At 66.7% G+C, this 25,260-nt stretch carries 18 protein-coding genes; 13 read left to right on the plus strand and 5 right to left on the minus strand.

The features are described from left to right. The first annotated feature begins 440 nt into the window (after positions 1-440). From queF to SSKA14_RS03930, 10 genes are all read left to right on the plus strand, one after another. Positions 441-1,259, plus strand: coding sequence for an NADPH-dependent 7-cyano-7-deazaguanine reductase QueF (gene queF / locus SSKA14_RS03880; protein WP_040006974.1), 819 nt, complete (start codon positions 441-443; stop codon positions 1,257-1,259). Between the two features lie 169 nt (positions 1,260-1,428). Beyond that, positions 1,429-1,722, plus strand: a complete 294-nt coding sequence (locus SSKA14_RS03885; RefSeq protein WP_006473550.1) for a LysM peptidoglycan-binding domain-containing protein — start codon at positions 1,429-1,431, stop codon at positions 1,720-1,722. A 46-nt stretch (positions 1,723-1,768) separates the two neighbouring features. Continuing rightward, a complete protein-coding gene (locus tag SSKA14_RS03890) occupies positions 1,769-2,281 on the plus strand; it encodes a hypothetical protein (RefSeq protein WP_008265876.1) in 513 nt (170 codons plus the stop codon). 894 nt (positions 2,282-3,175) lie between these two features. Continuing rightward, complete coding sequence (locus SSKA14_RS03900) at positions 3,176-5,398, plus strand: NADP-dependent isocitrate dehydrogenase (RefSeq protein WP_008267178.1); 2,223 nt, start codon at positions 3,176-3,178, stop codon at positions 5,396-5,398. A gap of 282 nt (positions 5,399-5,680) precedes the next feature. Beyond that, positions 5,681-6,646, plus strand: a complete 966-nt coding sequence (locus tag SSKA14_RS03905; RefSeq protein ID WP_008267006.1) for a hypothetical protein — start codon at positions 5,681-5,683, stop codon at positions 6,644-6,646. Next, the gene (locus SSKA14_RS03910; RefSeq protein ID WP_008265635.1) at positions 6,639-7,187 is read left to right on the plus strand and encodes an ATP/GTP-binding protein; all 549 of its coding nucleotides are present in this window, start codon (positions 6,639-6,641) and stop codon (positions 7,185-7,187) included. The genes SSKA14_RS03905 and SSKA14_RS03910 overlap by 8 nt, the downstream gene beginning before the upstream one ends. Next, positions 7,180-7,596, plus strand: a complete 417-nt coding sequence (locus tag SSKA14_RS03915) for a roadblock/LC7 domain-containing protein (protein ID WP_040006976.1) — start codon at positions 7,180-7,182, stop codon at positions 7,594-7,596. The genes SSKA14_RS03910 and SSKA14_RS03915 overlap by 8 nt, the downstream gene beginning before the upstream one ends. Before the next feature lie 56 nt (positions 7,597-7,652). Further along, a complete protein-coding gene (locus SSKA14_RS03920; RefSeq protein WP_006473505.1) occupies positions 7,653-8,012 on the plus strand; it encodes a hypothetical protein in 360 nt (119 codons plus the stop codon). Between the two features lie 146 nt (positions 8,013-8,158). Continuing rightward, a complete protein-coding gene (gene aceK, locus SSKA14_RS03925) occupies positions 8,159-9,889 on the plus strand; it encodes a bifunctional isocitrate dehydrogenase kinase/phosphatase (protein WP_008267513.1) in 1,731 nt (576 codons plus the stop codon). A gap of 61 nt (positions 9,890-9,950) precedes the next feature. Beyond that, positions 9,951-10,841: a TonB-dependent receptor gene (locus SSKA14_RS03930; RefSeq protein WP_040006977.1), complete on the plus strand. Its 891-nt coding sequence runs from the start codon at positions 9,951-9,953 to the stop codon at positions 10,839-10,841. Between the two features lie 36 nt (positions 10,842-10,877). Here the strand turns inward: SSKA14_RS03930 and SSKA14_RS03935 are convergent, their stop codons facing one another. The 3 genes from SSKA14_RS03935 to SSKA14_RS03945 form a co-directional block, all read right to left on the minus strand. After that, on the minus strand, positions 10,878-12,452 hold the full coding sequence (locus SSKA14_RS03935; protein ID WP_008265935.1) for a sensor domain-containing diguanylate cyclase: 1,575 nt from the start codon (positions 12,450-12,452) through the stop codon (positions 10,878-10,880). Between the two features lie 114 nt (positions 12,453-12,566). Next, complete coding sequence (locus tag SSKA14_RS03940) at positions 12,567-13,583, minus strand: cupin-like domain-containing protein (RefSeq protein WP_008265669.1); 1,017 nt, start codon at positions 13,581-13,583, stop codon at positions 12,567-12,569. Positions 13,584-13,647: 64 nt separating this feature from the next. After that, positions 13,648-16,638 (minus strand): TonB-dependent receptor, encoded by a 2,991-nt coding sequence (locus tag SSKA14_RS03945; protein ID WP_040006978.1) that lies wholly within the window; start codon positions 16,636-16,638, stop codon positions 13,648-13,650. A 488-nt stretch (positions 16,639-17,126) separates the two neighbouring features. Between SSKA14_RS03945 and SSKA14_RS03950 the strand changes: the two genes are divergently transcribed. After that, entirely contained in the window at positions 17,127-18,323 is a 1,197-nt protein-coding gene (locus SSKA14_RS03950) for a sugar MFS transporter (protein WP_083797423.1), read from the plus strand. A 17-nt stretch (positions 18,324-18,340) separates the two neighbouring features. On the opposite strand, the gene SSKA14_RS03955 is transcribed toward SSKA14_RS03950, so the two are convergent. Next, positions 18,341-19,348 carry a LacI family DNA-binding transcriptional regulator gene (locus SSKA14_RS03955; RefSeq protein ID WP_040006979.1) on the minus strand — a complete coding sequence of 336 codons (1,008 nt, stop codon included), beginning with the start codon at positions 19,346-19,348 and terminating at the stop codon, positions 18,341-18,343. 341 nt (positions 19,349-19,689) lie between these two features. On the opposite strand from SSKA14_RS03955, the gene SSKA14_RS03960 reads away from it, so the two are divergent. Continuing rightward, positions 19,690-22,221: a glycoside hydrolase family 3 protein gene (locus SSKA14_RS03960; protein ID WP_008266696.1), complete on the plus strand. Its 2,532-nt coding sequence runs from the start codon at positions 19,690-19,692 to the stop codon at positions 22,219-22,221. Between the two features lie 117 nt (positions 22,222-22,338). Next, positions 22,339-23,406, plus strand: a complete 1,068-nt coding sequence (locus SSKA14_RS03965) for a hypothetical protein (protein ID WP_008265408.1) — start codon at positions 22,339-22,341, stop codon at positions 23,404-23,406. A 69-nt stretch (positions 23,407-23,475) separates the two neighbouring features. On the opposite strand, the gene rho is transcribed toward SSKA14_RS03965, so the two are convergent. Then, positions 23,476-25,227 carry a transcription termination factor Rho gene (gene rho, locus SSKA14_RS03970; protein WP_008266970.1) on the minus strand — a complete coding sequence of 584 codons (1,752 nt, stop codon included), beginning with the start codon at positions 25,225-25,227 and terminating at the stop codon, positions 23,476-23,478. Positions 25,228-25,260 lie beyond the last annotated feature (33 nt).

The raw sequence follows: 25,260 nt of genomic DNA on the forward strand, positions 1-25,260 counted from the left end.
ACCCATCCATGGGGGCTTGGTCGCGGCATCCATGCCGCTCACACCCCCTCAACCGGACCCACCCCGCCTTCGACAGTTTCCTGCGATCTGCCGGAACGACATTCTGCTTCTGGTGGGTGTCGACCTTGGTCGACACGGCGGACATCCGGAATGTCTGAAGGATCGGCTTTTGATTTTGATTTTCCTGATCTTTCCCGTGGTGGTGGCCGCGCGTAGGAAACTGTCAGGGGCCGGGTGGGTAGGCGGGGCGGGGGTGTCCGCGGCATGGATGCCGCGGCCAAGCCCCCAGGGATGGGTTTACGGCGTCCCCCGACCCGCCTGCCCACCCGGCCAAGCCGATAGACCGCCTTCCGCGACCAACCAACACACCCACCACGGAGGGGCTCCGCCGTTGGCCGGCCCGGCCGAAGGCCCGCTTCTGGCGCGATACAATGACGCCCATGAACACCCCACAGGATTCCAGCCTCGGTCGCGAGGTCAGTTACCCGTCGCAGTACGATCCCGGCCTGCTGTTCCCCATCCCCCGCAGCGGCGCGCGCGCAGAGATCGGTCTCGATGATGCGGCGCTGCCGTTCGTCGGCCATGACCGCTGGCACGCCTTCGAACTGAGCTGGCTCGACCCGCGCGGCAAGCCGCAGGTCGCCGTCGCCACCGTGCAGGTGCCGTGCACCTCGCCGCGGCTGATCGAATCGAAGTCGTTCAAGCTGTACCTCAACTCCCTCAACAGCACCCGCATCGACACCGCCGAAGCACTGCGCGCACGCATCGTCGCCGACCTGTCGGCCTGTGCCGGTGCGCCGGTCCATGTGGAGTTCGGCCTGCCGGGCCTGTGCGAGACGCCGCTCGGCGAATCGATCGACGGGCTGGAGGTGGAGATCGACTGCTATGGCCCCCCGCAGGCGGACTTCCTCGCCGCTGATGCCAGCCAGGTGGTGGAAGAGACCCTGGTCTCGGCGCTGCTGAAGTCCAACTGCCCGGTCACCGGCCAGCCGGACTGGGCCACGGTCAGCCTGCGCTACCGCGGGCCGAAGATCGACCGCGCCGGCCTGCTGCGCTATCTGGTCAGCTACCGCGAGCACGCCGAGTTCCACGAGCAGTGCGTTGAGCGGATCTTCAGCGAGGTGTCCACGCGCTGCCAGCCGGAGTGGCTGGAAGTGGAAGCGCGCTATACCCGCCGTGGTGGCCTGGACATCAATCCCTGGCGGGCCAGCCCCGGCATCGCCGCCCCGGCCGCGACCTACCGCGAACTGCGCCAGTAACCGTCGCAGGCGGTTACTGGTAGTGCCGGCCGCTGGCCGGCACCTTGCAGGCACCCGCTCTCCCGATTGTTCAGCCGCCCCGGGGGGCGGCTTCACATCTGCACCATCCCCATTTAACAACCTCCATGGCAACGTGCGAACCACGTAGTCATGCAGACGGGAGTTGTGGATGAGTACCGAGAAGAAAGCCGATTTCTCCGGCGTCAGCGCCAGCGTCGACAGTACCGCCGAGCAGGTGCCGAAGGCGGACTTCTCCGGCGTCAGCGCTTCGGTGGACAGCACCGCCGAGGTTGTCAGCGGCGGCACCTACACCGTGCAGAAGGGAGATTCGCTGTCGAAGATCGCCAAGCAGCACCTGGGCGACGCCAATGCCTGGAAGAAGATCTTCGAAGCCAACCGCGATGTGCTCGACGACCCGGACAAGATCTTCCCGGGCCAGACCCTGAAGCTGCCGCCGAAGTAAGCCGGCGATCGAACGCCGTCCGACAATCCCCTGGGAGGAACCCCGAATGATCAAGACCAGCCCGCTCCAGACCGCCCTGATCGCCGCCCTGCTGGGCAGCGTTGCCCTGGTCGGTTGCAAGAAGAAGGAAGAGTCGACCGACAGCAACGCCGCACCGGCAGCAACCGCGCCGGCCGAACCGGCAGCGCCGGCGCCGATGACCGGTGCACCGCCGCCGATGGCCGAAGCCGCTGCGGTCAGCGTCTCCACCGTTACCGTGGGCAAGACAGCCGCCGCCGACAAGTCGGTCGCACCGGCTGCCCTGTTCGCACCGAAGGATGACGTCATCGTCTCGATCAAGACCGACGGCGCCGCCAACAATGTCAATGTCGGCGCCAAGCTGACCTACCAGGACGGCCAGGTGGCCGGCGAACAGACCGCGACCCTGAACGCCAGCGGCGCGGAAACCACCAACGTCACGTTCAAGAATGCAAAGGGCTGGCCGGCCGGCAAGTACCGCGCCGAGGTCATGGTCGATGGCAAGGCGGCCGGAACGCCGCAGGAGTTCGAGGTCAAGTAAGTCCTGCCGACTCTCTCCCGGCAGGACTCACGATGGGCGCAGCCGCGAGGCTGCGTCCTTTTTTACTGGGCGATACTCGCTCGACATGGATCTCGGGTACCCTCAGCCGCATACGGACAGGTCGGGAGACAGGATGCTCAGCTGGATTGCACTCACCCTCGCAATCGCACCCGCTGATCTGTGGAGCTACAGCTGCGACCACTTTCTATACGGTGCCTGTCTTCGCGTGCCTACGGGCATGTCCGTGACCTATGAGGCACCTGTCGACTTCGGCCTGCACCGCGTCAGGCGAGATGGTCGGGAGGTCGCCTTGATCTACGAGGGCGATGCACCTGAAAAGCCTGCGCCCGGAAGCACGCCGGATCTGCGCTTCACGGACAGCGGATATGCCGTGTCGGGGTACGCAAGCGCGGACGGAGGTTCCACCCGGTACGACGTCTACGTTCGACCCAGCGTGTCTGGCGCCGGTTCGCTGCACATCCGAGGTGCTGCTGCGACGGCAGATGAAGTCGCCAGCCTGGCCGCCGTCGTTGGAGGATTCCGCGTCTGCAGCTTCCGGCGAAGCAAACGCGCACAGACGTTGACCTGTCCGATGGGCGCCGAGTGGGGGCAGCGATTGTCGGAGTGGGTCGTGCGTGCCTCCACGAGCGGGAAGTTGAACTAGCCAACCAAGCCTCAGGCTCCAGGCCGGAAGCTAACCAGCCGCGCAACACAGTGGTGCAGTACCGCCGCGTATGGCGCGGCTTTGCCCCGCGCGGCTGAAAACGCGACAATGCAGGGGTTTCCCCACCGCGCGCCCACCCTGACGGCGGCAGGGAAAAGCGACACGGTTGCACGTGGCCCGGCGCTGGCGCCGGCCTTCCCCTGAGCACTGCTACAGAGTCCAAGTCCCCCATGTCCAAGATCCTCTACACGCTGACCGACGAAGCCCCGTTCCTGGCCACCCAGTCGCTGCTGCCGATCGTCGATGCCTACACCGCCACTGCTGGCATCGTGGTGGAAACCCGTGACATCTCGCTGTCCGGTCGCATCCTGTCGCAGTTCCCGGAACTGCTGGCCGACGCGCAGAAGGTCAGCGACGACCTGGCCGAGCTGGGCCAGCTGGCGACCACCCCGGACGCCAACATCATCAAGCTGCCGAACATTTCGGCGTCGGTGCCGCAGTTGAAGGCGGCCATCAAGGAACTGCAGGACCAGGGCTATCCGCTGCCGGATTACCCGGAAACCCCGGCCGACGACCAGCAGCGCGACTACAAGGCGCGCTATGACAAGGTCAAGGGCAGCGCGGTGAACCCGGTGCTGCGCGAAGGCAACTCCGACCGCCGCGCACCGCTGTCGGTGAAGAACTACGCGCGCAAGCATCCGCACCGCATGGGTGCCTGGGCCGCCGATTCGAAGTCGCACGTCGCGCACATGGCCGCCGGTGACTTCTACGGCAGCGAGAAGTCGACCACCCTGGCCAACGCCGGTTCGCTGAAGATTACCTTCCACGGCAAGGACGGCAGCGCTGTCGTGCTGAAGGAAAAGACCGCGGTCAAGGCCGGCGAGATCGTCGATGCCGCGGTGATGAGCCGCAAGGCGCTGGCCGCGTTCATCGGCGAGCAGATCGCCGATGCCAAGGCTCAGGGCGTGCTGTTCTCGCTGCACCTCAAGGCGACCATGATGAAGGTCTCCGACCCGATCATGTTCGGCGTGGCGGTCAACGAGTTCTACAAGGACGTGCTGGCCAAGCATGCCGACGTGTTGAAGCAGGCCGGTTTCGATGCCAACAACGGCATCGGTGACCTGGCCGCGCGCCTGCCGTCGCTGCCGGAAGCCGCCCGTGACGCCATCGAAGCCGACCTGGCCGCCGAGTACGCACAGCGTCCGGGCGTGGCCATGGTCAACTCGGACAAGGGCATCACCAACCTGCATGTGCCCAGCGACGTCATCGTCGATGCCTCGATGCCGGCGATGATCCGCGACTCCGGCAAGATGTGGAACGCCGAAGGCAAGCTGCAGGACACCAAGGCGGTCATTCCGGACCGCTGCTACGCCGGCGTGTACCAGGCCGTCATCGACGACTGCAAGGCGCACGGTGCCTTCGACCCGGCCACCATGGGCTCGGTGCCGAATGTCGGCCTGATGGCGCAGAAGGCCGAAGAGTACGGCTCGCACGACAAGACCTTCCAGATCGCCGCCGATGGCGTGGTCAAGGTCACCGACGATGCCGGCAACGTGGTGTTCGAGCACGCCGTGGAAGCCGGTGACATCTGGCGCATGTGCCAGACCAAGGACGCGCCGATCCAGGACTGGGTGAAGCTGGCCGTCGAGCGCGCCCGCCTGAGCAGCACCCCGGCCGTGTTCTGGCTGGACGCCGCCCGTGCCCACGATGCGCAGGTCATCGCCAAGGTCGAGACCTATCTGAAGAACCACGACACCGCCGGCCTGGATATCCGCATCCTGCCGCCGGTGGAAGCCACCGCGTTCTCGCTGGACCGCATCCGCAAGGGTGAGGACACCATCTCGGTGACCGGCAACGTGCTGCGCGACTACCTGACCGACCTGTTCCCGATCATGGAGCTGGGCACCAGCGCCAAGATGCTGTCGATCGTGCCGTTGATGGCCGGTGGTGGCCTGTTCGAGACCGGCGCCGGTGGTTCGGCCCCGAAGCACGTGCAGCAGTTCGTCGAAGAGGACTACCTGCGCTGGGATTCGCTGGGTGAATTCCTGGCCCTGGCCGCGTCGCTGGAACACCTGGGCAACCGTTACGACAACGCCGCCGCCCGCGTGCTGGCCAAGGCCCTGGACGAGGCCAACGGCCAGTTCCTGGACAACGACAAGTCGCCGTCGCGCAAGCTGGGTGGCATCGACAATCGCGGCAGCCACTTCTACATCGCGCTGTACTGGGCCCAGGCCTTGGCCGCGCAGAATGAAGATGCCGCGCTGAAGGCACGCTTCGCCCCGCTGGCCAAGGCGCTGACCGACAACGAGCAGAAGATCGTCGACGAGCTGATCGCCGTGCAGGGCAAGGCCGTGGATATCGGCGGCTACTACCGCCCGGACGTGGCCAAGGCCAGCAAGGCGATGCGCCCGAGCGCGACCTTCAATGCCGCACTGGAGCAGCTGCGCGGCTGATCCATCGCCGTCCCGTTGCGACCCCGGAACCCGCGCTTCGGCGCGGGTTTCTTTTTGCGTGGCAGGCCGCGTCCGATCTGCGGCCAGAACCGTGAAATCCGTCGGCTGTCGTAACGCCGTCAACAGGGCATGAAACTTGCCCACGATGGTTGTCGCAGAAAGGAAATGGCTGCGTTCGCGATCACTTCCAATCTGAGCAATCGATCACGACGGTCGCCGCAGGCGATGCCCTAGCCTTGGCGACGCGAGGCCACCGGGGAGGTGGTCGCACGGGGAACACCGATGGCACGCGTGCTGGTAGTGGGAACCGACATCCAGGGCGAGCAGGCCCTGCTGCAACGGCTGCGCCTGGCCTCTGCACTGCCCGATGGGCAAGTGCGGCGCAGCCAGGACCTGGACGACTGCGACCTGCTGGTCATCCGTGATACCCCGGCGCTGCGCAATGCGGCCCAGCGCATGCGCCAGCAACGCCCGCGACTGCACTGCTGGATCGAGGACCTGGGAGGCCAGCTGCGTGATGGCGATGGCCATCAGGACGTACTGGATGACGGTGCCATCGGCCGCGCCTTGCGCGGCATGCAGGTGGCCGTGGAGCCCCTGGCCATGCACGTACCTGCACCGATCCGCCTGGCCGATGGTGCGCACGCCATCACCCGGCTGCTGCGCGAACGGCTGCCGCTGCGCCAGGGCCAGGCCCTGTTGAGTGATGCGGGCGAGCCGTTGCTGCTGATGGATCTGGAGCACGATCAGGCGGTGTTGCTGCAGGAGCCTTCCGCCGCACTGGTAGAGCGCCTGGCCGACGCCTTCGAGCGGCTGCAGCTGGACGCGCTGACACCGGCGCGCCTGCAGGCGCTGGCTGGCGACCGGGCACGCCAGCCACTGCGGCCGTTGTTGTGGCAGTGGGCGCAGCGCAGCCGCCACTGGCAGGCGCTGGACGAACGCCTGCGCAGCGCATCGGTGAAGCTGCTGCGCTGGCCCGATTTCCGCGTGCTGGGCCACGATCACGATGGCTTCCGCCTGTGCTCGCTGCTGCTCAAGCGGGCCTGCACGGTGGACGAGTGCGCGATGCTGCTGGAACTGCCGGCGGCGGCGGTGCGCGACTTCATCCATGCGGCCTATCTGTGTGGCTATGCGCAGCTGCAGGCTGCACCGACGTCGTCGGTAGCGACGGCGCGCAGCGTGGGTGCCGATCATGGCCTGCTCGCCCGCCTGTGGCGGCACCTGCGCGGGAGCGAGCGCAATGCGTGAGCACAAGGTGGTGGTGCTGGGCGGGATGGGCAGTGGCAAGTCGACCCTGGTGCGCAGCATCGCGGCTGGCGCGGTGATCGATACGGACGTGGCCAACAGTGATCGCCTTGGCGCCGACAAGGCCTCCACCACCGTCGCGCTGGACTACGCCGACATCGACCTGCCCAACGGCGAACGGCTGCGCCTGTACGGCACCCCGGGCCAGCAGCGCTTCGACTTCCTGTGGCCGATCCTGCTGCAGGGGGCGCGCGGTGCGGTGTTGCTGCTGGATGCGCGTCGCGCCGGCATGGCCGCTGAGCTGGAGGACTACCTGCAGGTGCTGCGGCCGTTCGCACCGGCGCTGGCCCTGGTGGTGGCGGTCACCCATCTCGACCAGGCACCCCATGCCGCGCTGGATGACTGGGCCATGCGTGCCTGCCTCGACGACCAGCCACTGCCGCTGCTGGCGGTGGATGCCCGCGACCGCGAACAGGGACTGCTGCTGATGGATGTGTTGATGGGCGAAATGGAAGCACACGCACTGGTGGCCGCGCATGGCTGACGGGCAGATGGCGGTCCTGCCCGATGCCGGTCAGCGTGAGCGCCTGCAACCGCTGCTGCAGGATCTGCGGCAGCGCGTGGAAGGGGTGCGCACGGTTGTGCTGGCCAGCGTGGATGGTTTCGCGCTGGTCAGCGCCGGTGCTGACGGTCGCGGCGAACGGTTGGCGGCGATGACCAGCGCGATGCTGGCGCTGGCCGCGGCGGTGGGGCGTGAGCTGGTGCTGGGCGATCTGCAGACGCTGATGCTGGAAGCCGCGGGGGGCAAGGTGCTGATGCTGGCGATCCAGGCCGAAGGGCGCGCACCGCTGCTGCTGATGGCAGCCTGCGACCAACGCAGCGTGATCGGCCAGGTGCTGTGGCAGAGCAGGGAATGTGGCCAGGCGATCCTGGCCGAACTCAGCGGATCGTGAGCCCGGCCGCAGGGGAACAAGGGGCTCGAATCAACACACTGACAAGGGGATGCGACGTGGCTGGATTGACTGAATCGTTGAACGCACTGATGGGCATCGATGGCGCACAGGCGGTGGCGCTGGTCGATTATGAAAGCGGCATGCTGCTGGGCGAAGCCGGTGCCGGCATGGACATGGAAGTGGCCGCGGCCGGCAACACCGAAGTGATCCGCGCCAAGATGAAGACCGCCGCGTCGCTGAACCTCAACGACACCATCGAGGACATCCTGATCTCGCTGGGCAAGGCGTACCACATCATGCGTCCGGTGGCGAAGAAGAAGGGACTGTTCTTCTACATCGTGCTGGACCGCACCAAGTCCAACCTGGCCCTGGCGCGGCGCAAGGTGCAGGACGTGGAGGCCGAACTGGCGATCTGAGCCGGTAGTGCCGGCCGTTGGCCGGCATCTGCATGGATCCACCGGCGGTCCAGGGGCTGCCGGCCAGCGGCCGGCACTACCTGAGCGCTCGACGGCGCCACACACGCCAGCGTATGGTGAAGCCGGTCCTCTCCGGTGAGCCCTGCATGTCCCAGCCTGACATCACCGCCGAGCTGGCGCCGCGCATCGCGGGTGCCATCCGTGATGGCTTCGAGCAGTATCACGCCCGTTTCGCGGCGATCACCGCGCGTGCGCGGCAGCGCTTCGAGCAGCGCGACTGGGCCGGCGCCCGCCAGGATGCCGTCGAGCGCATCGCCCTGTATGACCTGTGCATCGCCGAGCAGATGGATGCCCTGCGTCGCCTCGCCGGTGAGGCGATCGGCGCGCGCGCGCTGTGGCTGCAGGTGCACGCGCGCTACAGCGCCCTGCTGCAGGGGCTGATCGATGCCGAGCTGTACAAAACCTTCTACAACACCTTGTCGCGACGCCTGTTCGCCACCCGTGGCGTGGACCCGGCGCTGGAGTTCATCGCCTTCGACGTTGAACCTTCCGATGCCATCACTCATCCGGTCGCACGGCATACCTATGCGGTCTCGCCTACGCGGCCGGTGGAGGCGCTGCAGCGGGTGCTGGCCGACTACCGCTTCGACATTCCCTATGCCCACCAGTTGCGCTGCGCGGCGGCGATCGCAGTGCGCCTGCAGGACGATCTGGCCCACTGGGGTGATACGCCGGTGCGCAGCATCGAGCTGCTCGACACCGTGTTCTATCGCGAGCGCCGCGCCTATCTGGTCGGCCGTGTGTTCGGCGAGCATCGCTTCTCGCCGTGCGTGATCGCCCTGGTCAACGACGAACGCGGGCTGCGCGCCGATGCCGTGCTGACCCGGCGCCGCGATGTCGCCCACCTGTTCGGCGTGTCGCGCAGCTACTTCCAGGCCGACCTTGCCACGGTGGGGGATGCGGTGGTGTTCCTGCGCAGCCTGCTGCCGGGCAAACCGATCGACGAGATCTACACCGTGCTGGGCCGCGCCAAGCAGGGCAAGACCGAGCGCTACCGCACCTTCTTCCGCCACTTCAACGAGCATCCGCAGGAACGGCTGGTGCCTGCCGAAGGCACGCCGGGCATGGTCATGGCCGTGTTCACCCTGCCCAGCTATCCGCTGGTGTTCAAGCTGATCCGCGACCGCTTTGCCTGGCCCAAGGCGATGTCGCGGCAGCAGGTGGAAGAGAAGTACGCGCTGGTGTTCAACCTCGACCGTGTCGGCCGCCTGCTCGACGCACAGCCGTATCGCCATCTGCGCTTCCCGCGTGACCGCTTCGCGCCGGCACTGCTGGACGAGCTGCTGCGGCAGTGCGCACAGAGCGTTCGCGTCGATGGCGACCAGGTGGAAGTCGCGCTGTGCTACGTGCAGCGTCGCTTCCGTCCGTTGAACCTGTACCTGCGCGAGCAGGGTGGGGAGGCGGTGCGCGCGGCGGTGCTCGACTATGCGCAGGCCATCACCGACATGGCGCGCAACAACATTTTTCCCGGTGACATGCTGCCGAAGAATTTCGGTGTGTCGCGGCATGGTCGTGCCGTGTTCTACGACTATGACGAGCTGTGCCTGGTCAGCGACTGCGTGTTCCGCGCCTGGCCGCAGCCGCGCAGCCCGGAAGAGGCAATGGCCGACGAGCCGTGGTTCCATGTAGGCCCACGCGATGTTTTCCCAGAGCGCTTCGGCCCCTTCATGGGCCTGCCGGCCGCTGAACTGGCCGCGGTGCGCGAGCATTTCCGGCACCTGTTCGATCCGCAGTGGTGGCAGCAGCTGCAGGAGCGGTTCGCGCGTGGTGACTACCCCGACACCCCGCCGTACGCGGGCGCGCACCGGCTGGCGTGAACGGGCTGCCGTGACGGCGCCGACTGGGGTACGCTCGGCACTCATCACCAAGGACCCGGCAATGATGCGTTCCCCCCTGTTTCTCGCCCTCGCGCTGGCCGTAGGCTGCAGTGCCCCCTTGCTGGCCGGCGATGCCAGCGCACAGACCGCACGCGCCGTGCGCGCCACGGCGGAAATGAGCATGGTGCTTTCCGGCCATATCGAGATCACTGCCGATGGTTCGGTCAGCACGCTGGTACTGGACCAGAAGTCGATGCTGTCTCCGAGCATCGCGTCCTTCGTCGAGGGCACCATTGCAGGTTGGCGCTTCGAGCCGACGCTGCGTGATGGCAAGGCGGTGGCGACGCGTGCTCCCATGCACGTGCGCCTGCGCGGCAAGCCGATGGCTGATGGCGGTTACGAAGTCAGCATGACCAGCGTCAACTTCAGCGAATACGATCCGAAGGCGACCGACTCGGTGACTGACCGGCGCATGACGCCGCCGCGTTACCCGGAAGAGGTCTTTCGGAACGGTGGCCAGGGCGAGGTGCTGCTGATGGTCAAGGTGGCCCGCGACGGTACGGTGGCCGATGTCGTTGCCGAGCAGGTCAACATGGCCGTGGTCGGGCCCGAGCGGACCCTGGCCAAGATGCGCGACAGCCTGGCCAAGGCCAGCGTCAGCAGCGCCCGCAAATGGACCTTCACCCCGCCGACCACCGGCGAGGACAGCACCCGGGACAGCTGGACGGTACGCGTGCCGGTGACCTTCGCCCTGAACAATGACCGCAATGCCGGGCCGGAGCGCCTGGGGCGCTGGCGCGTCTTCATTCCGGGGCCGCGGCAGGCCGTGCCGTGGCGCAGGGCGGATCCGATCGAGCAGGCCGGCAGTGACCTGCTGCAGGAGGGCGGCGTCTATATGGTGGATGGCGCCAGGCGCGGCGTGCGCCTGCTGACTCCGCTGGAACAGGGCTGAGCAGGATGGGGCGGAGCTGGCCGGGCCGGCTCCGCCTCAGTCGGCGTAGGGGTAGACCACGACCCGGTTGCGGCCCTGTTCCTTGGCCATGTACAGCGCCTTGTCGGCCAGCCGCAGCGCCTGCTCGGCATCCACATGGAAGCTCGGGAAGTGGGCCACGCCCAGCGACACGGTGATGGTGCCCACCGGCTCGAACGGGTGGTCGGCGATATGCTGGCGCAGGCGTTCGCCGGCCTGGCGTGCCGGCTCGGCATTGATGCCCGGCAACAGCAGCAGGAATTCCTCACCGCCGGCGCGGCAGAGGATGTCGCTGTCGCGCGAATAGCGGCGCATCTGATCGGCGATATGGACGATGGCGGCGTCGCCGACGTCGTGGCCGTGGGCATCGTTGATCGATTTGAAGCGATCGATGTCCAGCGCCAGGATCGCGAACGGGATGCCCTGCACCTGCAGTGCATCCAATGCCTGTTGCAGGCCACGACGGTTGAGCAGGCCGGTCAGCGGGTCGGTGCGGCTGGCACGGTTGAGCGTGCCGATCCGGTCCTGCAGTGCGTTGAAGCTGTGCAGTACCGCGTGTTTCAGTTGTGCGACCTCGAAATACCAGGCACGGATGCCGCTGACATGGTTGATCGCATTGCCGGTATCCTCGCCGCCCTGCACGTTGCGCGCCAGCTGCCACAGCGGCATCGAAATGCGGCGGGCGAACCACCAGGTGACCAGCAGTGACAGCAGGCCGAGCGGAATCGCGTTCCAGATCACTGCGGTCATCAACCGCGACAGCGGTTGCAGGGTGGCCTCGGTCGGACGCTGGGCGATGATGCCCCAGCCGGTGGCTGGCACCGGTGCATACCCGGCCAGCATCGACACGCCCAGGTTGTTGCGCACCTGCTGGGCGCCGCGCTCGCCACGCACCACCGCCTTCACTGCCGGATTGCCGACCACGTAGTCACCGACCCGCTTGCCATCGGCGTGATAGAGCAGGCGACCATGACGGTCGACCACGTACAGGTAGGACCCGTCGCGGTAGTAGTGCTTGCCCAGCAGCGTGTGCAGGGCGCTGCGCTGGCGCAGGTACAGGGTCCCGCTGACGTAGCCGCGGTAGTGGCCCTGGCGGTTGAAGATCGGGTGCGACAGCGACACCAGCAGCTTGCCGGTGGCCGATTGGTACGGATCGCTGATCATCGGCTGGCGCGCCGCCAGTGCCGCGTTGTTGCCGACGCTGTGCAGCACCTCACCCTGCAGCTGCAGGGTCTGCGGCGAAGTGGCGATCACCAGGCCATCGGCATCCACCACCAGCGAGGAGTTGAAGCTGTTGGTCTGCAGCTGCAGGCGGCTGGCCTCATCCTGCGCCCGCTGCGGGTCCAGATCGTCCTGGCCAAGCCGGGTGGCCGCATAGGCCAGCTCCTGCTGTGCGGCCAGCAGGAAGTTCTGGGTAGTCTCGGCCAGCTTGGTGGCATAGACACGATTGGCTTCCAGGGTATTGCCGACCAGCTGGTCGCGCTGCACCCGGTAGCTGGCCAGCAGGGTATTGGCCAGCGCGATGATGGCGCTGAGCAGGGCCAGGGCAAGGATCAGCTTGCCCAGGTTGAGGCGGGGCGAAATCAGGCGCATGCGGGGCAAACGAGGGCAGAGGGCGCTCGGCGCGGCCAGGTACCGGCGGAGGCGGGGCTGCATTATCGCCACAAAAAGGCCGGGCGCGGGTGAAGCACGCGCCAGCCAGGGGATTCACCGTTGCAGTCGCTGGCGCAGGATCTGCCGTATCTGCGCGGCGCCGTCGGCGTGCAGCGGGGCCAGCACGCCACGCGCATGCGCAGGAATATGTGCGCTGGTCGACGTATCGGCGTCGAACACGTAGTGATCGAACATCGCGCGCCACTGCGCGCGCTGGGGTTCGGGCAGGTCGCGCACCGCCAGGATCGCCAGCATCAGTGCGTTCATCGGGGAATCCATCCAGGCCGGCACCGGGCGCCACCAGCTGTTGATCAGCACGTTGAACGCGTCCAGTCCTTCCATGTGGTGCCACCAGAGCGAAGGAATGAAGACTGCATCGCCCGGCGCCAGTTCTGCCGCCTGCGCCTGTGCCAGCGCCTCGCGGAAGCGTGGGAAGCGCTCGAGATCCGGTGCGTGGAAGTCAACCAGGCTGATCGCCTGGCCGGCCGGGGTCAGATCCAGCGGGCCGACGTAAAGATTGCGCACCTGATCGGGGGCGAACAGGGTGACCCGGCGGCGCCCCGCAGCCACGCAGGCAAGATTGTCCGGTACATCCTGGTGGGCGGCGATGCGCGAGCGGTTGCCGATCCAGATGCTGGTCAGCGGGTCGGCCATGCCCAGATGCAGCGGATTCGCTTCGGCCAGGCCGGGCAGGAAGCTGTCCAGCGTGGTCGAGGCGACGTAGATCGACGGCGGCGACGGGTCGCGTGCGTACTTCAGCAGCGTGGCCAGCACGACTTTCAGTGGCACCTGTTCGCGGCGGAAGTTGAAGCCGCTCATGTCCTCGTTGTAGAACAACCGCCCCTGCGCTTCGGGCGCTGCAGTGGTGGCGGTCACCGGCATCCGGCCGGGATCGAAGCCGGCCAGATGGGCGACCGCAGCGGCATCGGAGGTGCGTGCGGCGGCCACCAGCGGCCAATGCGAGACCAGCCCGCGGATCACCTTCGGCGTGGTCCATCCCGGCAGCTGTTCGTGCAGTTGCGCTGGGTCCAGGCCATGTACTTCATCGATGGGGCGGGGCGGGGGCAGCATGCGCGGATATCCGGTGGGGTGTGTGGAGCCGGGCCTGCGCCCGGCTCCACGATACCGTGGCCGGTCAGAACTTGTAGCGCACGCCGAACATGTAGCGTGGGCCGGTCTGGGTCGCGTAGCGCAGCATGTTGGTATGGCGCGAGTACGTGCGCATGGTCTCGTCGGTGAGGTTGATCGCTTCCAGGCTCAGCGTCAGCTGTTCGCTCACCGCGTAGCTGATGTTCAGATCGAGCTGGCCGTAGGCGGCGGTGTAGTTCGGATTTGGACCCTGGCCGCCGATGCCGTTGAGGAACTTGTCGCGCCAGTTGTACGCCGCACGGATCTGCCAGGCGTTCTTGTCATAGAAAGCGACAACGTTGGCCGAGTCGCTCAGGCCGATCATCGGGTACTGGTCACCCAGGCTCAGGTTGTTGAAGGTCAGCCCCGACTTCACCTTGGTGTAGTTGGCCGCGACGCCGAAGCCGGACTGGCCGAACAGGTGCTGTACCGCCACTTCCCAGCCATCGAGATGGTCCGAGTGCTGGTTGGCGGGCACGGTGACGTCGAAGCCGGCGATCGGATCTCCCGGCAGGCCGGTGATGGTGCCGGTCTTCTGCCCTGCCGAATTGGTGCCGGTGTAGGTCACGCCCGGATCGCCGGCATGGTTGGTGAAGATGTAGTCGCGGATGCAGGGCATGTCGGTGGTGCCGCAGCCGGAGGCCAGTGCCTCGTTCCAGTACGCGCCGCCCACCGGCGTGTGCAGCGTGCCGGTGTTCTCGCGCACGATGGTGTCGCTGATGAAGTTCTTGATGTTCTTGCGGAAGAAGCCGACCGAGGCATAGCTGGCCTCGCCGTAGTACCACTCCAGCGACAGGTCGAAGTTGTCCGAGATCAGCGGCTCCAGCCCCGGGTTGCCACGACTGGCGGTGCCGCCCTGGGTGCGCACGATGTCGGCCAGCGACTGGCCGCTCTGGATCTGGGTCCAGCTGGGGCGGCCCAGCGTGCGGCTGTAGCTGCCGCGCAGCGCCAGCGATTCGCTCAGGTCCAGCTTCAGGTCGACGTTGGGCAGCATGTAGTCGTACTTGCCACGGCCACCAATGAAGCTGCTGTCGGCCGCGTAGACGATGTTCAGCTCGTTGGCCGAGCCCCAGCTGATGCCGGTGGGCACGCGCACCATCGCGTTGGATTCCACTTCGGTGCGCTCGTAGCGCACACCGGCGGCCACGTGCAGCGGCATCGACCAGTCGAAGCTGGTGCGGTACTGCAGGTAGGCGCTGCGGGTCTTCTCGGTGGTGCGGATGTCCTCTGAATACTGGCTGGGCGCGTAGTAGCAGCTGGGGCAGGCCGGATCGGAGGCGCTGCCGACCTGCGCAGCACGATCGATCAGGCGGTCGAAGTCGAAGACCAGGAACTGGCCGGTCAGGCGCGGATCACTGTGGCCGGAGAACGCCTTGAAGTACTTGGCCATGTTGTCCGCATACCAGATGTCATCGGCGTAGTCGGACGGTGTTCCCAGGCCACCCCAGGTATTGCGCTGCATGATCGCCGACGCCGAACGATTCTCCACCTGGGCATGGCCGATGCCGAAGTCCAGCGCCGAATAGTCGGCAAAGCGGAACGTGCCGCGCCCCTGGTACTGCTGCACTTTCGACTTGTTGTAGCTGTTCTGGAACACCGAACCGGTTACCAGCGCATCGGACGCCTGCACGCCCCCGGGCGGCAGCGCGATGTTGATGATCGGCAGGTCGCCGCTGTAGTCCACCGTGGTCTTGCCGCGCACGAAGGCGGCCACGCCCAGCACGCCGGCCGAACCATACGGACTGTCCGGCTTCGATTCGGCGGTGGAGTTGTGGGCATCGAACGAGAGGTCCAGCGCGTCGTTCACTTCCCAGTCCACGTTGAAGCCCAGCGAGTGCATGCCGGTCCTGGTGGCCAGCTTGGCGCCGCCCATCGACACGTCCGAATTGGTCATGTCCTCGCTGTAGATGATCGGCGCGGCCACCGGCCCGTTGGTCCAGGTGCTGTCGCCCGGTCCGTAGTTGAACCACACGGACAGTTCACTTCGTTGCTGCTGCACCTTGTTCTCGACATAGGTGTAGTCCAGCGTGGTCGTCACGTTGTCGGCCGGCTTCCACTGGAACGTGGCCTGCGCATTGGTGCGCTGGCGCTGCACGCCGTTGACGTTGTAGGCAGTGTTCTGCGGGCGCGCGTACACATCGTTCGGCCCGGGCCGGTTGGTGATGCGATCGGCATAGCCCTGGCCCGGCTGCGGCAGCGCACGCCAGTCGGTGGTGTTGTTGCCGTACAGCGTCGCCCAGCCTTCGGCCACCGTGGCCTGGTTGAAGCCCGAATCGCGTTCCTGATGGCTGGCACTGAGGGTCACGCCGAAGCGATCATCGGCGTAGCGCTGGCTGAAGATACCCGACAGCTCGCCGGTGATGTTCGAGCCCTGCAGCGTGCGCGGCAGGTTGTCGTTGGACGAATCATTGACCGCCTTCAGGCCCAGGCTGATCACCGGCTCGGACTCCAGCGGGCGCATCGTCCTGATGTTGATGGTGGCGCCGATTCCGCCCGCCGGGTTGTCGGCACGGCTGGTCTTGTACACCTCCACCGCCGAAACCGATTCGGAGGCAAGGTTGGCGAAATCGAACGAGCGCGAGCCATTCAGGCCGCCACCACCGTTGCCGAGGTTGGAGGCGGGCATCTGGCGACCGTTCAACAACACCAGGTTGTAGTCCGGGCCGATGCCGCGCACGGTCACCTTGGACCCTTCGCCGCTGGAGGTACGGTCGATCGATACGCCGCTGATGCGCTGCAGCGATTCGGCCAGGTTGGTATCCGGGAACTTGCCGATGTCTTCGGCGACGATGCCATCGACCACGCCCTGGCTGTCGCGCTTGAGGTTCATTGAAGACTGCAGGCTGCCGCGGATACCGGTGACCTGCACGGTATCCAGCGTGGCCGGATCGGCCGGGCCAGCGGCGGGTGCGTCCTGTGCCCAGGCCGGTGCAGCCAGCGCTGCCAGCAGCGCGGAAGTGAGCATCGTCTTGCGAGGTACTGCCCTGTACGTCTTCATGCAAGCTCCCTCCCCAGGGAATCCGGTGGTGTTGTTGCGTTGTTCTGATCGCGGTTACTGCACGTGGCCGGATTGGAGCGACGGTTGACAGCGTTGTCAACAAACTGCCATCAAGTGCGCCTGAGCAGCGGCCGTGCAGGTCGGGATGTAACCGTTGCCAGGAACCCGTTTGCATCTGCGAATTGCCTTTATTGAAGGCGTCTGCAGCGGTTTTTCAGGGATGACAGCGCTGCCAATCCGAGTGCGGAAAAGCGTTGTGCGGTGCAAAACGAAACTGCGCGGATGATGGTGCGGGGGCGTGCCGGGGAGGCTGCGCGGCGCGTTGACAGCGTTGGACAATCCAGTTGGCCCTCGCGTGACGTGCATGACCGATGGATGGCTTGAATCACTGACCGGGAGGACAGGCTTTGGACACAGCAACGACCGTCAGCGGACAACACGTGCAGGGCAACACGCGCGCGTTGTCCGTGGTGACCGCGATCTTCTTCATGTGGGGCTTTCTCACCTGCCTCAACGACATCCTCATTCCCCACCTGAAGGCCGCCTTCGCGCTCAGCTGGGTACAGGCGATGCTGATCCAGTTCACCTTCTTCGGCGCCTACTTCCTGATGTCACTGCCGGCCGGACGGCTGGTCGCGGCGCTCGGCTACAAGCGCGGCATCGTCGCCGGCCTGGCCATCGCCTGCGTGGGTGCGCTGATGTTCTGGCCGGCCGCTGCCGCGCATGTGTACGGCCTGTTCCTGGCGGCGCTGTTCGTGCTGGCCACCGGCATCACCGTGCTGCAGGTGGCGGCCAATCCCTATGTCGCGCTGCTCGGTGACGAGCGCACCAGCTCCAGTCGGCTGACCCTGGCGCAGGCGATGAACTCGCTGGGCACCACGCTGGCGCCGCTGTTCGGCGGCCTGCTGATCCTCTCGGCGAAGCCGCGCAGCGAGGATGAGCTGGCCCTGCTGCCGCAGGCCGAAGCACTGGCCTATCGCGCGGCCGAAGCGCAGTCGGTGCAGCTGCCATACTTCGGCCTGGCAGTCGCGCTGTTCCTGCTGGCCGTCGCGATCTGGATGTTCCGCCTGCCCACCATTCCGGGCGTGGAGGGGCGCGCCAGCAGCGAAGGCCGCGTATGGGATGTGCTGCGCCATCGCCACGTGCGCCTGGGCGTGCTGGCCATCTTCTGCTACGTCGGTGCCGAGGTGTCCATCGGCAGCGTGCTGGTCAATTTCCTGTCCTCGCCGGGCATCGGCCAGGGCCTGACCGAGCAGGAGGCCACCGGCTACGTTTCGCTGTACTGGGGCGGCGCGCTGGCCGGCCGCCTGGTGGGGGCGGCGCTGCTGGCACGGCTGGACGCACGCCATCTGCTGGGCCTGTTCGCGGTGGCGGTGATGATCCTGCTGGGCATCACGGTCACCGCCAGTGGCGGCCTGGCCAAGTGGGCCGTGGTCAGCATCGGTCTGTTCAACTCCATCATGTTCCCGACCATCTTCGCCCTGGCCATCGCCCGTCTTGGTGCACTCACCGGAAAGGCGTCCAGCCTGCTGGTGATGGCCATCGTCGGTGGCGCGGTGATTCCGCTGGCGATGGGCTGGCTGGCCGACCGCCATGGCCTGCAGCTGTCCTTCCTGCTGCCGGTGCTGTGCTACGTCTACATCGCCTTCTATGCATGGAAGGGCTCACGGCTGCCAGCGCCATGAGTCCGGTTCCGCCGCCGTCAACGCCGCCGGGGCGCGGCGGTCGACTCGCGATCCAGCACCGCATGCTCGACCGTGATCATGCGTCCTGCGGTCTCGGTGCGGATGTGCTCGATCAACTGCTCGGTCGCCAGCCGGCCCATGTGCGCGGTCGGCTGGCGCACCGTGGTCAGCGCCGGATAGATGTGCCCGGCGATCGGGGTATCGTCGAAGCCGCACACCGACAGATCACGCGGGACACGCAGGCCACGTTCGCCGGCCACGCGGTACACCGCCGCGGCCATGTCATCGTTGGCCGCGAAGATTGCCGTTGGCGGATCGTCCAGGTCCAGCAGGATGTTGGCGGCATCTACGCCCGACTCGAACGAGAACTGGCCGTTGACCACCAGCTGCGGGTCGTAGGCGATACCGGCCCCGCGCAGCGCCTGGCGGTATCCGGCATGGCGCCACTGGCAGGCGCCGTGTGCGCGGGGTCCCTTGATGTGGCCGATGCGGCGATGACCCTGCGCGACCAGGTGGCCGATCAGTTCGACCACCGCGGTGGTCTCGTCCATGCGCACGCCGATGCGGCCTTCCGGGTGGCGTGGCGCGATGCAGGCGAAGGGAATGTCCTGCTCTTCCAGGTAGGACAGCACCACCTCATCGTCGGTCAGTGGTGGAATCAGCACCACGCCGTCCGGGCGCGAGTTCTCGAACAGCGCGGCCAGGTCGGGCAGGGTGCGGCGGCCGGTACCGACCGGCCCCAGGATCAGGTTGTAGTGCTGCGCATGGCAGGCTTCCAGCATGCCGCTCTGGATTTCCATCAGGTAGTTGCGCGAAGGATTGTTGTAGACCAGCGCCAGTGCATAGGAGCGCTGGCCGGCCAGGCTGCGCGCCGACAGGTTGGGCTTGTAGCCCAGCCGCGCCACTGCCGCCAGCACGCGTTCGCGCGTCTGCTCGCGCACGTTCGGCTCGTGGTTGAGTACGCGGGACACGGTCTTGATCGAAACCCCGGCGACGGCGGCGACATCCTCGATTCGACTGCGCATGGTGCGATGGATCCTCCTGGAAGGCGGCGGGCACGCGGCGATGGTAGAGCGTGCTGGCCCGGTCGATGTTGCCGAAGCAGGCGGATGTTGCCACGACAGGAGGTCCGCTGGCACGTCCGGATTCCTTGTCGCGATGCAGCACCCGGGCGTGACTGTGGTGCGCCACCAATGCGCCGGAGCCCGTCGTTGCGCGGCCACCACCGCATTGCGCACGAACAACGATTGACAGCACGTGAGCGGACTTATATGACAGCGCTGTCAGGAGCGGTGCGCAGGCACCCATGCCGGCGTGCCATCGCAGCCGCGCATGCCAGGAACTTCATCCACGGAGGTAGAGCCCAGTGAATCGCCCCACCCAGACCCTTCTTGCCAGCTGCCTGCTGGCCGCGCTTGCCGCACCGGTCGTTGCCGCACAGGCCGAGGGCGAACGCCTGCAGGACTGGCCACGCGTGCACAGCGCGATCGCCACCGACGCCGGCATCGAACGCCGCGTGCAGCAGATCCTTTCGCAGATGACGCTGGCGCAGAAGATCGGGCAGATGACCCAGGCCGAGATCAAGACGATCACGCCGGAGCAGGTGCGCCAGTACTACATCGGCTCGGTGCTCAACGGCGGCGGCTCCTGGCCGGGCATGGACAAGCACGCCAGCGTGCAGGACTGGCTGAAACTGGCCGATGCCTACCACGCGGCTTCATTGGCGACCGATGCGAAGACGCCGGTGCCGGTGATCTGGGGCACCGACGCCGTGCATGGCCACAACAATGTGCTGGGCGCCACGCTGTTCCCGCACAACATCGGCCTGGGCGCGGCCGGTGATGCCGAACTGATCGAGCGCATCGGCGAGGCGACCGCACGCTCGGTGCGTGCCACCGGCATCGGTTGGGTGTTCGCGCCCACCCTCGCTGTGGCCCACGACCCGCGCTGGGGCCGCACCTACGAAAGCTACTCGTCCGACCCGATGGTGATCCGCAGCTTCGCCCACGCCTACGTCAAGGGCGCGCAGGGGGCGTTCAAGAATGACGGCAACGTGGTCACCACCGCCAAGCACTACCTGGGCGATGGCGCTACCGACAACGGCCGTGACCAGGGTGAGGCGCTGGTCGACAAGGCCACCATGATCAACGTCCACGCGCAGGGCTATTACGGCGCGCTGGCCGAAGGTGCGCAGACGGTGATGGCCTCGTTCAACAGCTGGAACGACCGCGCCGCCGGAATCGACTACGGCAAGATGCACGGCAGCAAGGCACTGCTGACCGATGCGCTGAAAGACAGGATGGGCTTCGACGGCTTCGTCGTCTCCGACTGGAACGGCATCGCCCAGGTGCCGGGCTGCCGCAACGACAGCTGCGCGCAGGCCATCAACGCCGGCATCGACATGGTGATGGTGCCCGACGACTGGAAGGCCTTCATCGACAACACCACCGCGCAGGTGCAGAAGGGCGAGATCCCGATGGCGCGCATCAACGATGCGGTGACGCGCATCCTGCGGGTGAAGCTGCGCGCCGGGCTGTTCGAGCATAAACCGTCCGACAGCCGCTACGCCGGTGATGCCAACGCCGTGCAGCACCGCGACCTGGCGCGCCGCGCGGTGCGCGAATCGCTGGTGCTGCTGAAGAACGAAGGCCATGCGCTGCCGTTGCGCAGAGATGCGCGCGTGCTGGTGGTCGGCAAGGGCGCCGACAGCATCGGTGACCAGTCCGGCGGCTGGTCGCTGACCTGGCAGGGCACCGAGAACAAGAACGCCGACTTCCCCAACGCCGACTCGGTGCTGGGCGCGCTGCGCGCCGAACTGGGCGCGGACAAGGTCAGCTTCAGCGCCGACGGCCAGGGCATCGACCCGAACACCTTCGATCTGGTGCTGGCGGTGATCGGGGAAACGCCGTATGCAGAGACCAACGGTGACATCCTTGCTTCGGACACGGTCAGCCACAGCCGCGCCTACCCGCAGGACCTGGCCGTGCTGAAGGCCGCCGCAGCGAGCGGCAAGCCGGTGGTGACGGTCTACCTGTCCGGTCGCCCGATGTACACCAACGACCTGCTCAACCTGTCCAGCGCGTTCGTTGCGGCCTGGCTGCCGGGCACCGAAGGCAAGGGCGTGACCGATGTGCTGGTGGCCGGCAAGGGTGGCAAGCCCGCGCACGACTTCCGCGGCCGCCTCAGCTTCCCGTGGCCGGGCGTGCCATGCCCGGCGCCGATCGACCAGCCCGATGCGAAGAAGCCGGCCCTGTTCGCGCGGGGTTATGGGCTGGGTTACGCCAAGGTGGGCAAGGTCGCCCGGTTGGATGAGGCCAATCCGGACAGCTGCGGCGAAGTGACGGTGCTGCCGATCTTCAACCGTGCCGACACGCCGCCGTTCGCCCTGCACGTGGCCGCCGCGGGTGCGACCCAGCCGCTGGGCAGCGATCTGAACGCCACGCTGCGCTGGCCCACCGCCAAGCCGGTGGTGCAGGTGCGTACCGTGCAGGTGAACACCCAGCAGGACGCCAAGGAAGTGACCTGGCTGGCCCCCGCGCAGCTGATCGCACGCAGCACCTCGCGCCGCAACCTGGGCGCACTGGCACGCAGCAACGGCGCGTTGCAGTTCGATGTGCAGCTGGTGAAGCGCCCGGCCTCGCCAGTGAAGGTGACCATGCAATGCGGCAGTGGCTGCGAGGGTGGGGTGGATATCGCCCCGCTGCTGGCCAAGCTCTCGCCTGGCCAGAAGCAGACGGTGACCGTGCCGCTGGCGTGCTTTGCCAAGCAGGGCGTGGCCCTGGGTGCGGTGGAAGCTCCGTTCGTAGTGACTGCCGACACGCCCTTCGCCGCGGCCTTCACCCAGGTCAAGCTGACCGCCAACACGGCCAAGGCCGAGGGTGCGGTGGCCTGCCCGTAAGCCACACGGCCGCGCCGGGCGACGCCCGGCATAGCTCTGCACACTCTGCAACTTATTGCATGGCCAAGGACGGCTCATGCAACGGATGATTGATCGCTTTGTCCAAAGTCATCGATCATGCGACGCTTTCTCCAGACCGTTCGGATCATTCCCTGTGCGACGCACCGGCCACACTTCATCGAAGCGCATCTTTCGCGGGCGTTGGGTGCGCTGAAGAAGGGGGACTTCGCCTCGCTCGATGCGTGGCTGGCAACGCTGCCGGCCGAAACCTACGAACGCCTTGTGTGGCGGCTGGCATTGCCCCGCTATCCGCGTGGATGGCTGCAGGCATGGTCAGACGCCATCCCGGCCTCCCGCCATCCCCAACTGATCGCCGCCTACGGCGATGTGAATGATGCATGGGCAGTGCGCGGGGAAACCTACGCAAACGCCATTCCCTTTCTGCGTCGACGCCGGTATCCGAAGATCATGGCGAAGGCATATGAGAAGTTTGTCCGTATCGTCGAACGGAATCCCGCGGATGCGATGGCACTGGCTGGGCTCATCCACTGCGACGTGGTGATCGGTGCGGGTGAGGGAAAGCGGACCGAATGGCTGAACCAGGTGCTGGCGACCAGCGGGTTTCACTGTCCCGCCATTCTTCAGTACGCGCGTGGCACGCTACCGCGGTGGGGAGGGCAGCATGGCGAGCATGCCCGGTTTGCCGACTGGATTGTGGAGAACGCACCGGTCGGCAGTTGCGCACTTATCGTGGCCGCACAGGCGGTTCTGGATGATGCGTTCACCGCGTCCGAGGAGATCTACGATGCAGGAAAGATCCGGCGGCATCTGGCCGATGATGCAGGCGCGGGCTGGATACGCAACGCCACCCTGAAATGGGCCGATGCCACACACGGCACCTTGGATGTGCGCGTGCGTGAGATCGCGGACCGGCAGATTGACAGCTATCACGGCATCTGCCTGGAGTCGTTCGCCCTGGCAGCGTATTTCGTTGGCGCCGACGACGAGGCGCGGCTGCTGCTCCAGGCACTGGGTGGCAGGCTGCAATCGGATATCTGGGACGACTTCATCGCGCCGTTGCCCATGTGGTTGTATGTCATCAGCTCCAACCGGCGTGGCGCCAGGCGCGTGCACGACCGCGTCTGCCGCGACCTCGGCCTGGACCCGCGCGAGATGTGCAAGTAGATCCACGCCATGCGTGGATGCCGCCTATCCCGGCGGCAAAAAAAAGCCCCGCAGTGCGGGGCTTTTCTCTTAGCGCTTCATGGAACCGAAGAACTCGTCGTTGGACTTGGTGTTCTTCATCTTGTCCAGCAGGAATTCCATCGCGGCCATTTCATCCATCGGATGCAGCAGCTTGCGCAGGATCCAGATCTTCTGCAGCAGTTCCGGTTCGATCAGCAGGTCTTCGCGGCGGGTGCCCGAACGGTTGATGTCGATGGCCGGGAACACGCGCTTTTCAGCGATACGACGGCTCAGGTGCACTTCGCTGTTGCCGGTGCCCTTGAACTCTTCGTAGATCACCTCGTCCATCTTCGAGCCGGTGTCGACCAGTGCGGTGGCGATGATGGTCAGGCTGCCGCCTTCTTCCACGTTGCGCGCGGCACCGAAGAAGCGCTTCGGGCGGTGCAGGGCGTTGGCGTCCACACCACCGGTCAGCACCTTGCCCGAGCTCGGCACCACGTTGTTGTAGGCGCGGGCAAGGCGGGTGATCGAGTCGAGCAGGATCACCACGTCCTTCTTGTGCTCGACCAGGCGCTTGGCGCGCTCGATGACCATCTCGGCCACCTGCACGTGGCGCGCGGCCGGCTCGTCGAAGGTCGAGCTGATGACCTCGCCGCGCACGGTGCGCTGCATTTCGGTCACTTCTTCCGGGCGCTCGTCGATCAGCAGCACGATCAGGTGCACGTCCGGGTGGTTGGTGGTGATGGCCGTAGCGACCTGCTGCATCATCATCGTCTTGCCCGCCTTCGGCTGGGACACGATGAGCGAGCGCTGGCCCTTGCCCTGCGGCGCCATCAGGTCGAGGATGCGGCCGGTGATGTCTTCCGACGAACCGTTGCCGCGCTCCAGGGTGAAGCGGCGACGCGGGAACAGGGCGGTCAGGTTCTCGAACAGCACCTTGTTCTTCGATGCTTCGATCGGCTCACCGTTGATGGTGTCGACGATGTTCAGCGCGAAGTAGCGCTCGCCATCCTTCGGGAAGCGGATGCGGCCGGAGATATGGTCGCCGGTACGCAGGTTGAAGCGACGGATCTGGCTGGGCGAGATGTAGGTGTCGTCCGGGCCGGCCAGGTAGCTGGCTTCGGCCGCGCGCAGGAAGCCGAAGCCGTCCGGCAGGATTTCCAGCACGCCGTCGGCGGCGACGCCGTCACCGTGGCGGGTCAGCACCTTCAGCAGGGCGAAGATCACATCCTGCTTGCGGGCGCGGGCGACGCCTTCGGAGATCTGCAGCTGCTCGGCGATTTCCAGCAGCTTCTGCGCCGGCATGCGCTTGAGGTCGCTCAGCGAGTAGACCGGGAAGCCCTCGGGCACGTTGGCGTGGGGGCGTGGCACGAAGGGCTGCTGCTCGCCGCCGTCGTTGGGCATGCCATCGTCGCGGAAGCGGTTGTTGCGGTCACGGTCGCGGCGGTTGCGGAAGCGGTCGCGGCGGTTGCCCTGACCCTGTCCCTGGCCCTGCTGGCCGTTCTGGTTGTACGGGTTCTGGCCCTGGTTCTGGCCACCCCCCTGGTGATTCTGCTGGCGCGGCTGGCCGGATTCGCGGCCCTCACCACCTTCGCCGCCGCCACTGCTGGCGGGGGCCTCGGCGGCGGGCGCGCTCGGCGCAGGGGCTGCCGGCGCCGGTGCTGGCGCTTCCGGCGCGGCGGCCAGCGGCAGGGTCGGCTGCGCCGGCGCGGCGCTGGTTTCGGCGGCGGCCGGAGCGGCAGCCTTTGCTACGCGGGGCTTGCGCACGCGCTTTTCGGCGGGCGCATCGGCGCTGCCGGTTTCGGAAGTGTTATCGGACAAGAGCGTTATTCCTCGCTTGAAGGTGCGAGCGCC

The organism is Stenotrophomonas sp. SKA14 (assembly GCF_000158575.1).
Taxonomy (GTDB): Bacteria; Pseudomonadota; Gammaproteobacteria; order Xanthomonadales; family Xanthomonadaceae; genus Stenotrophomonas; species Stenotrophomonas forensis.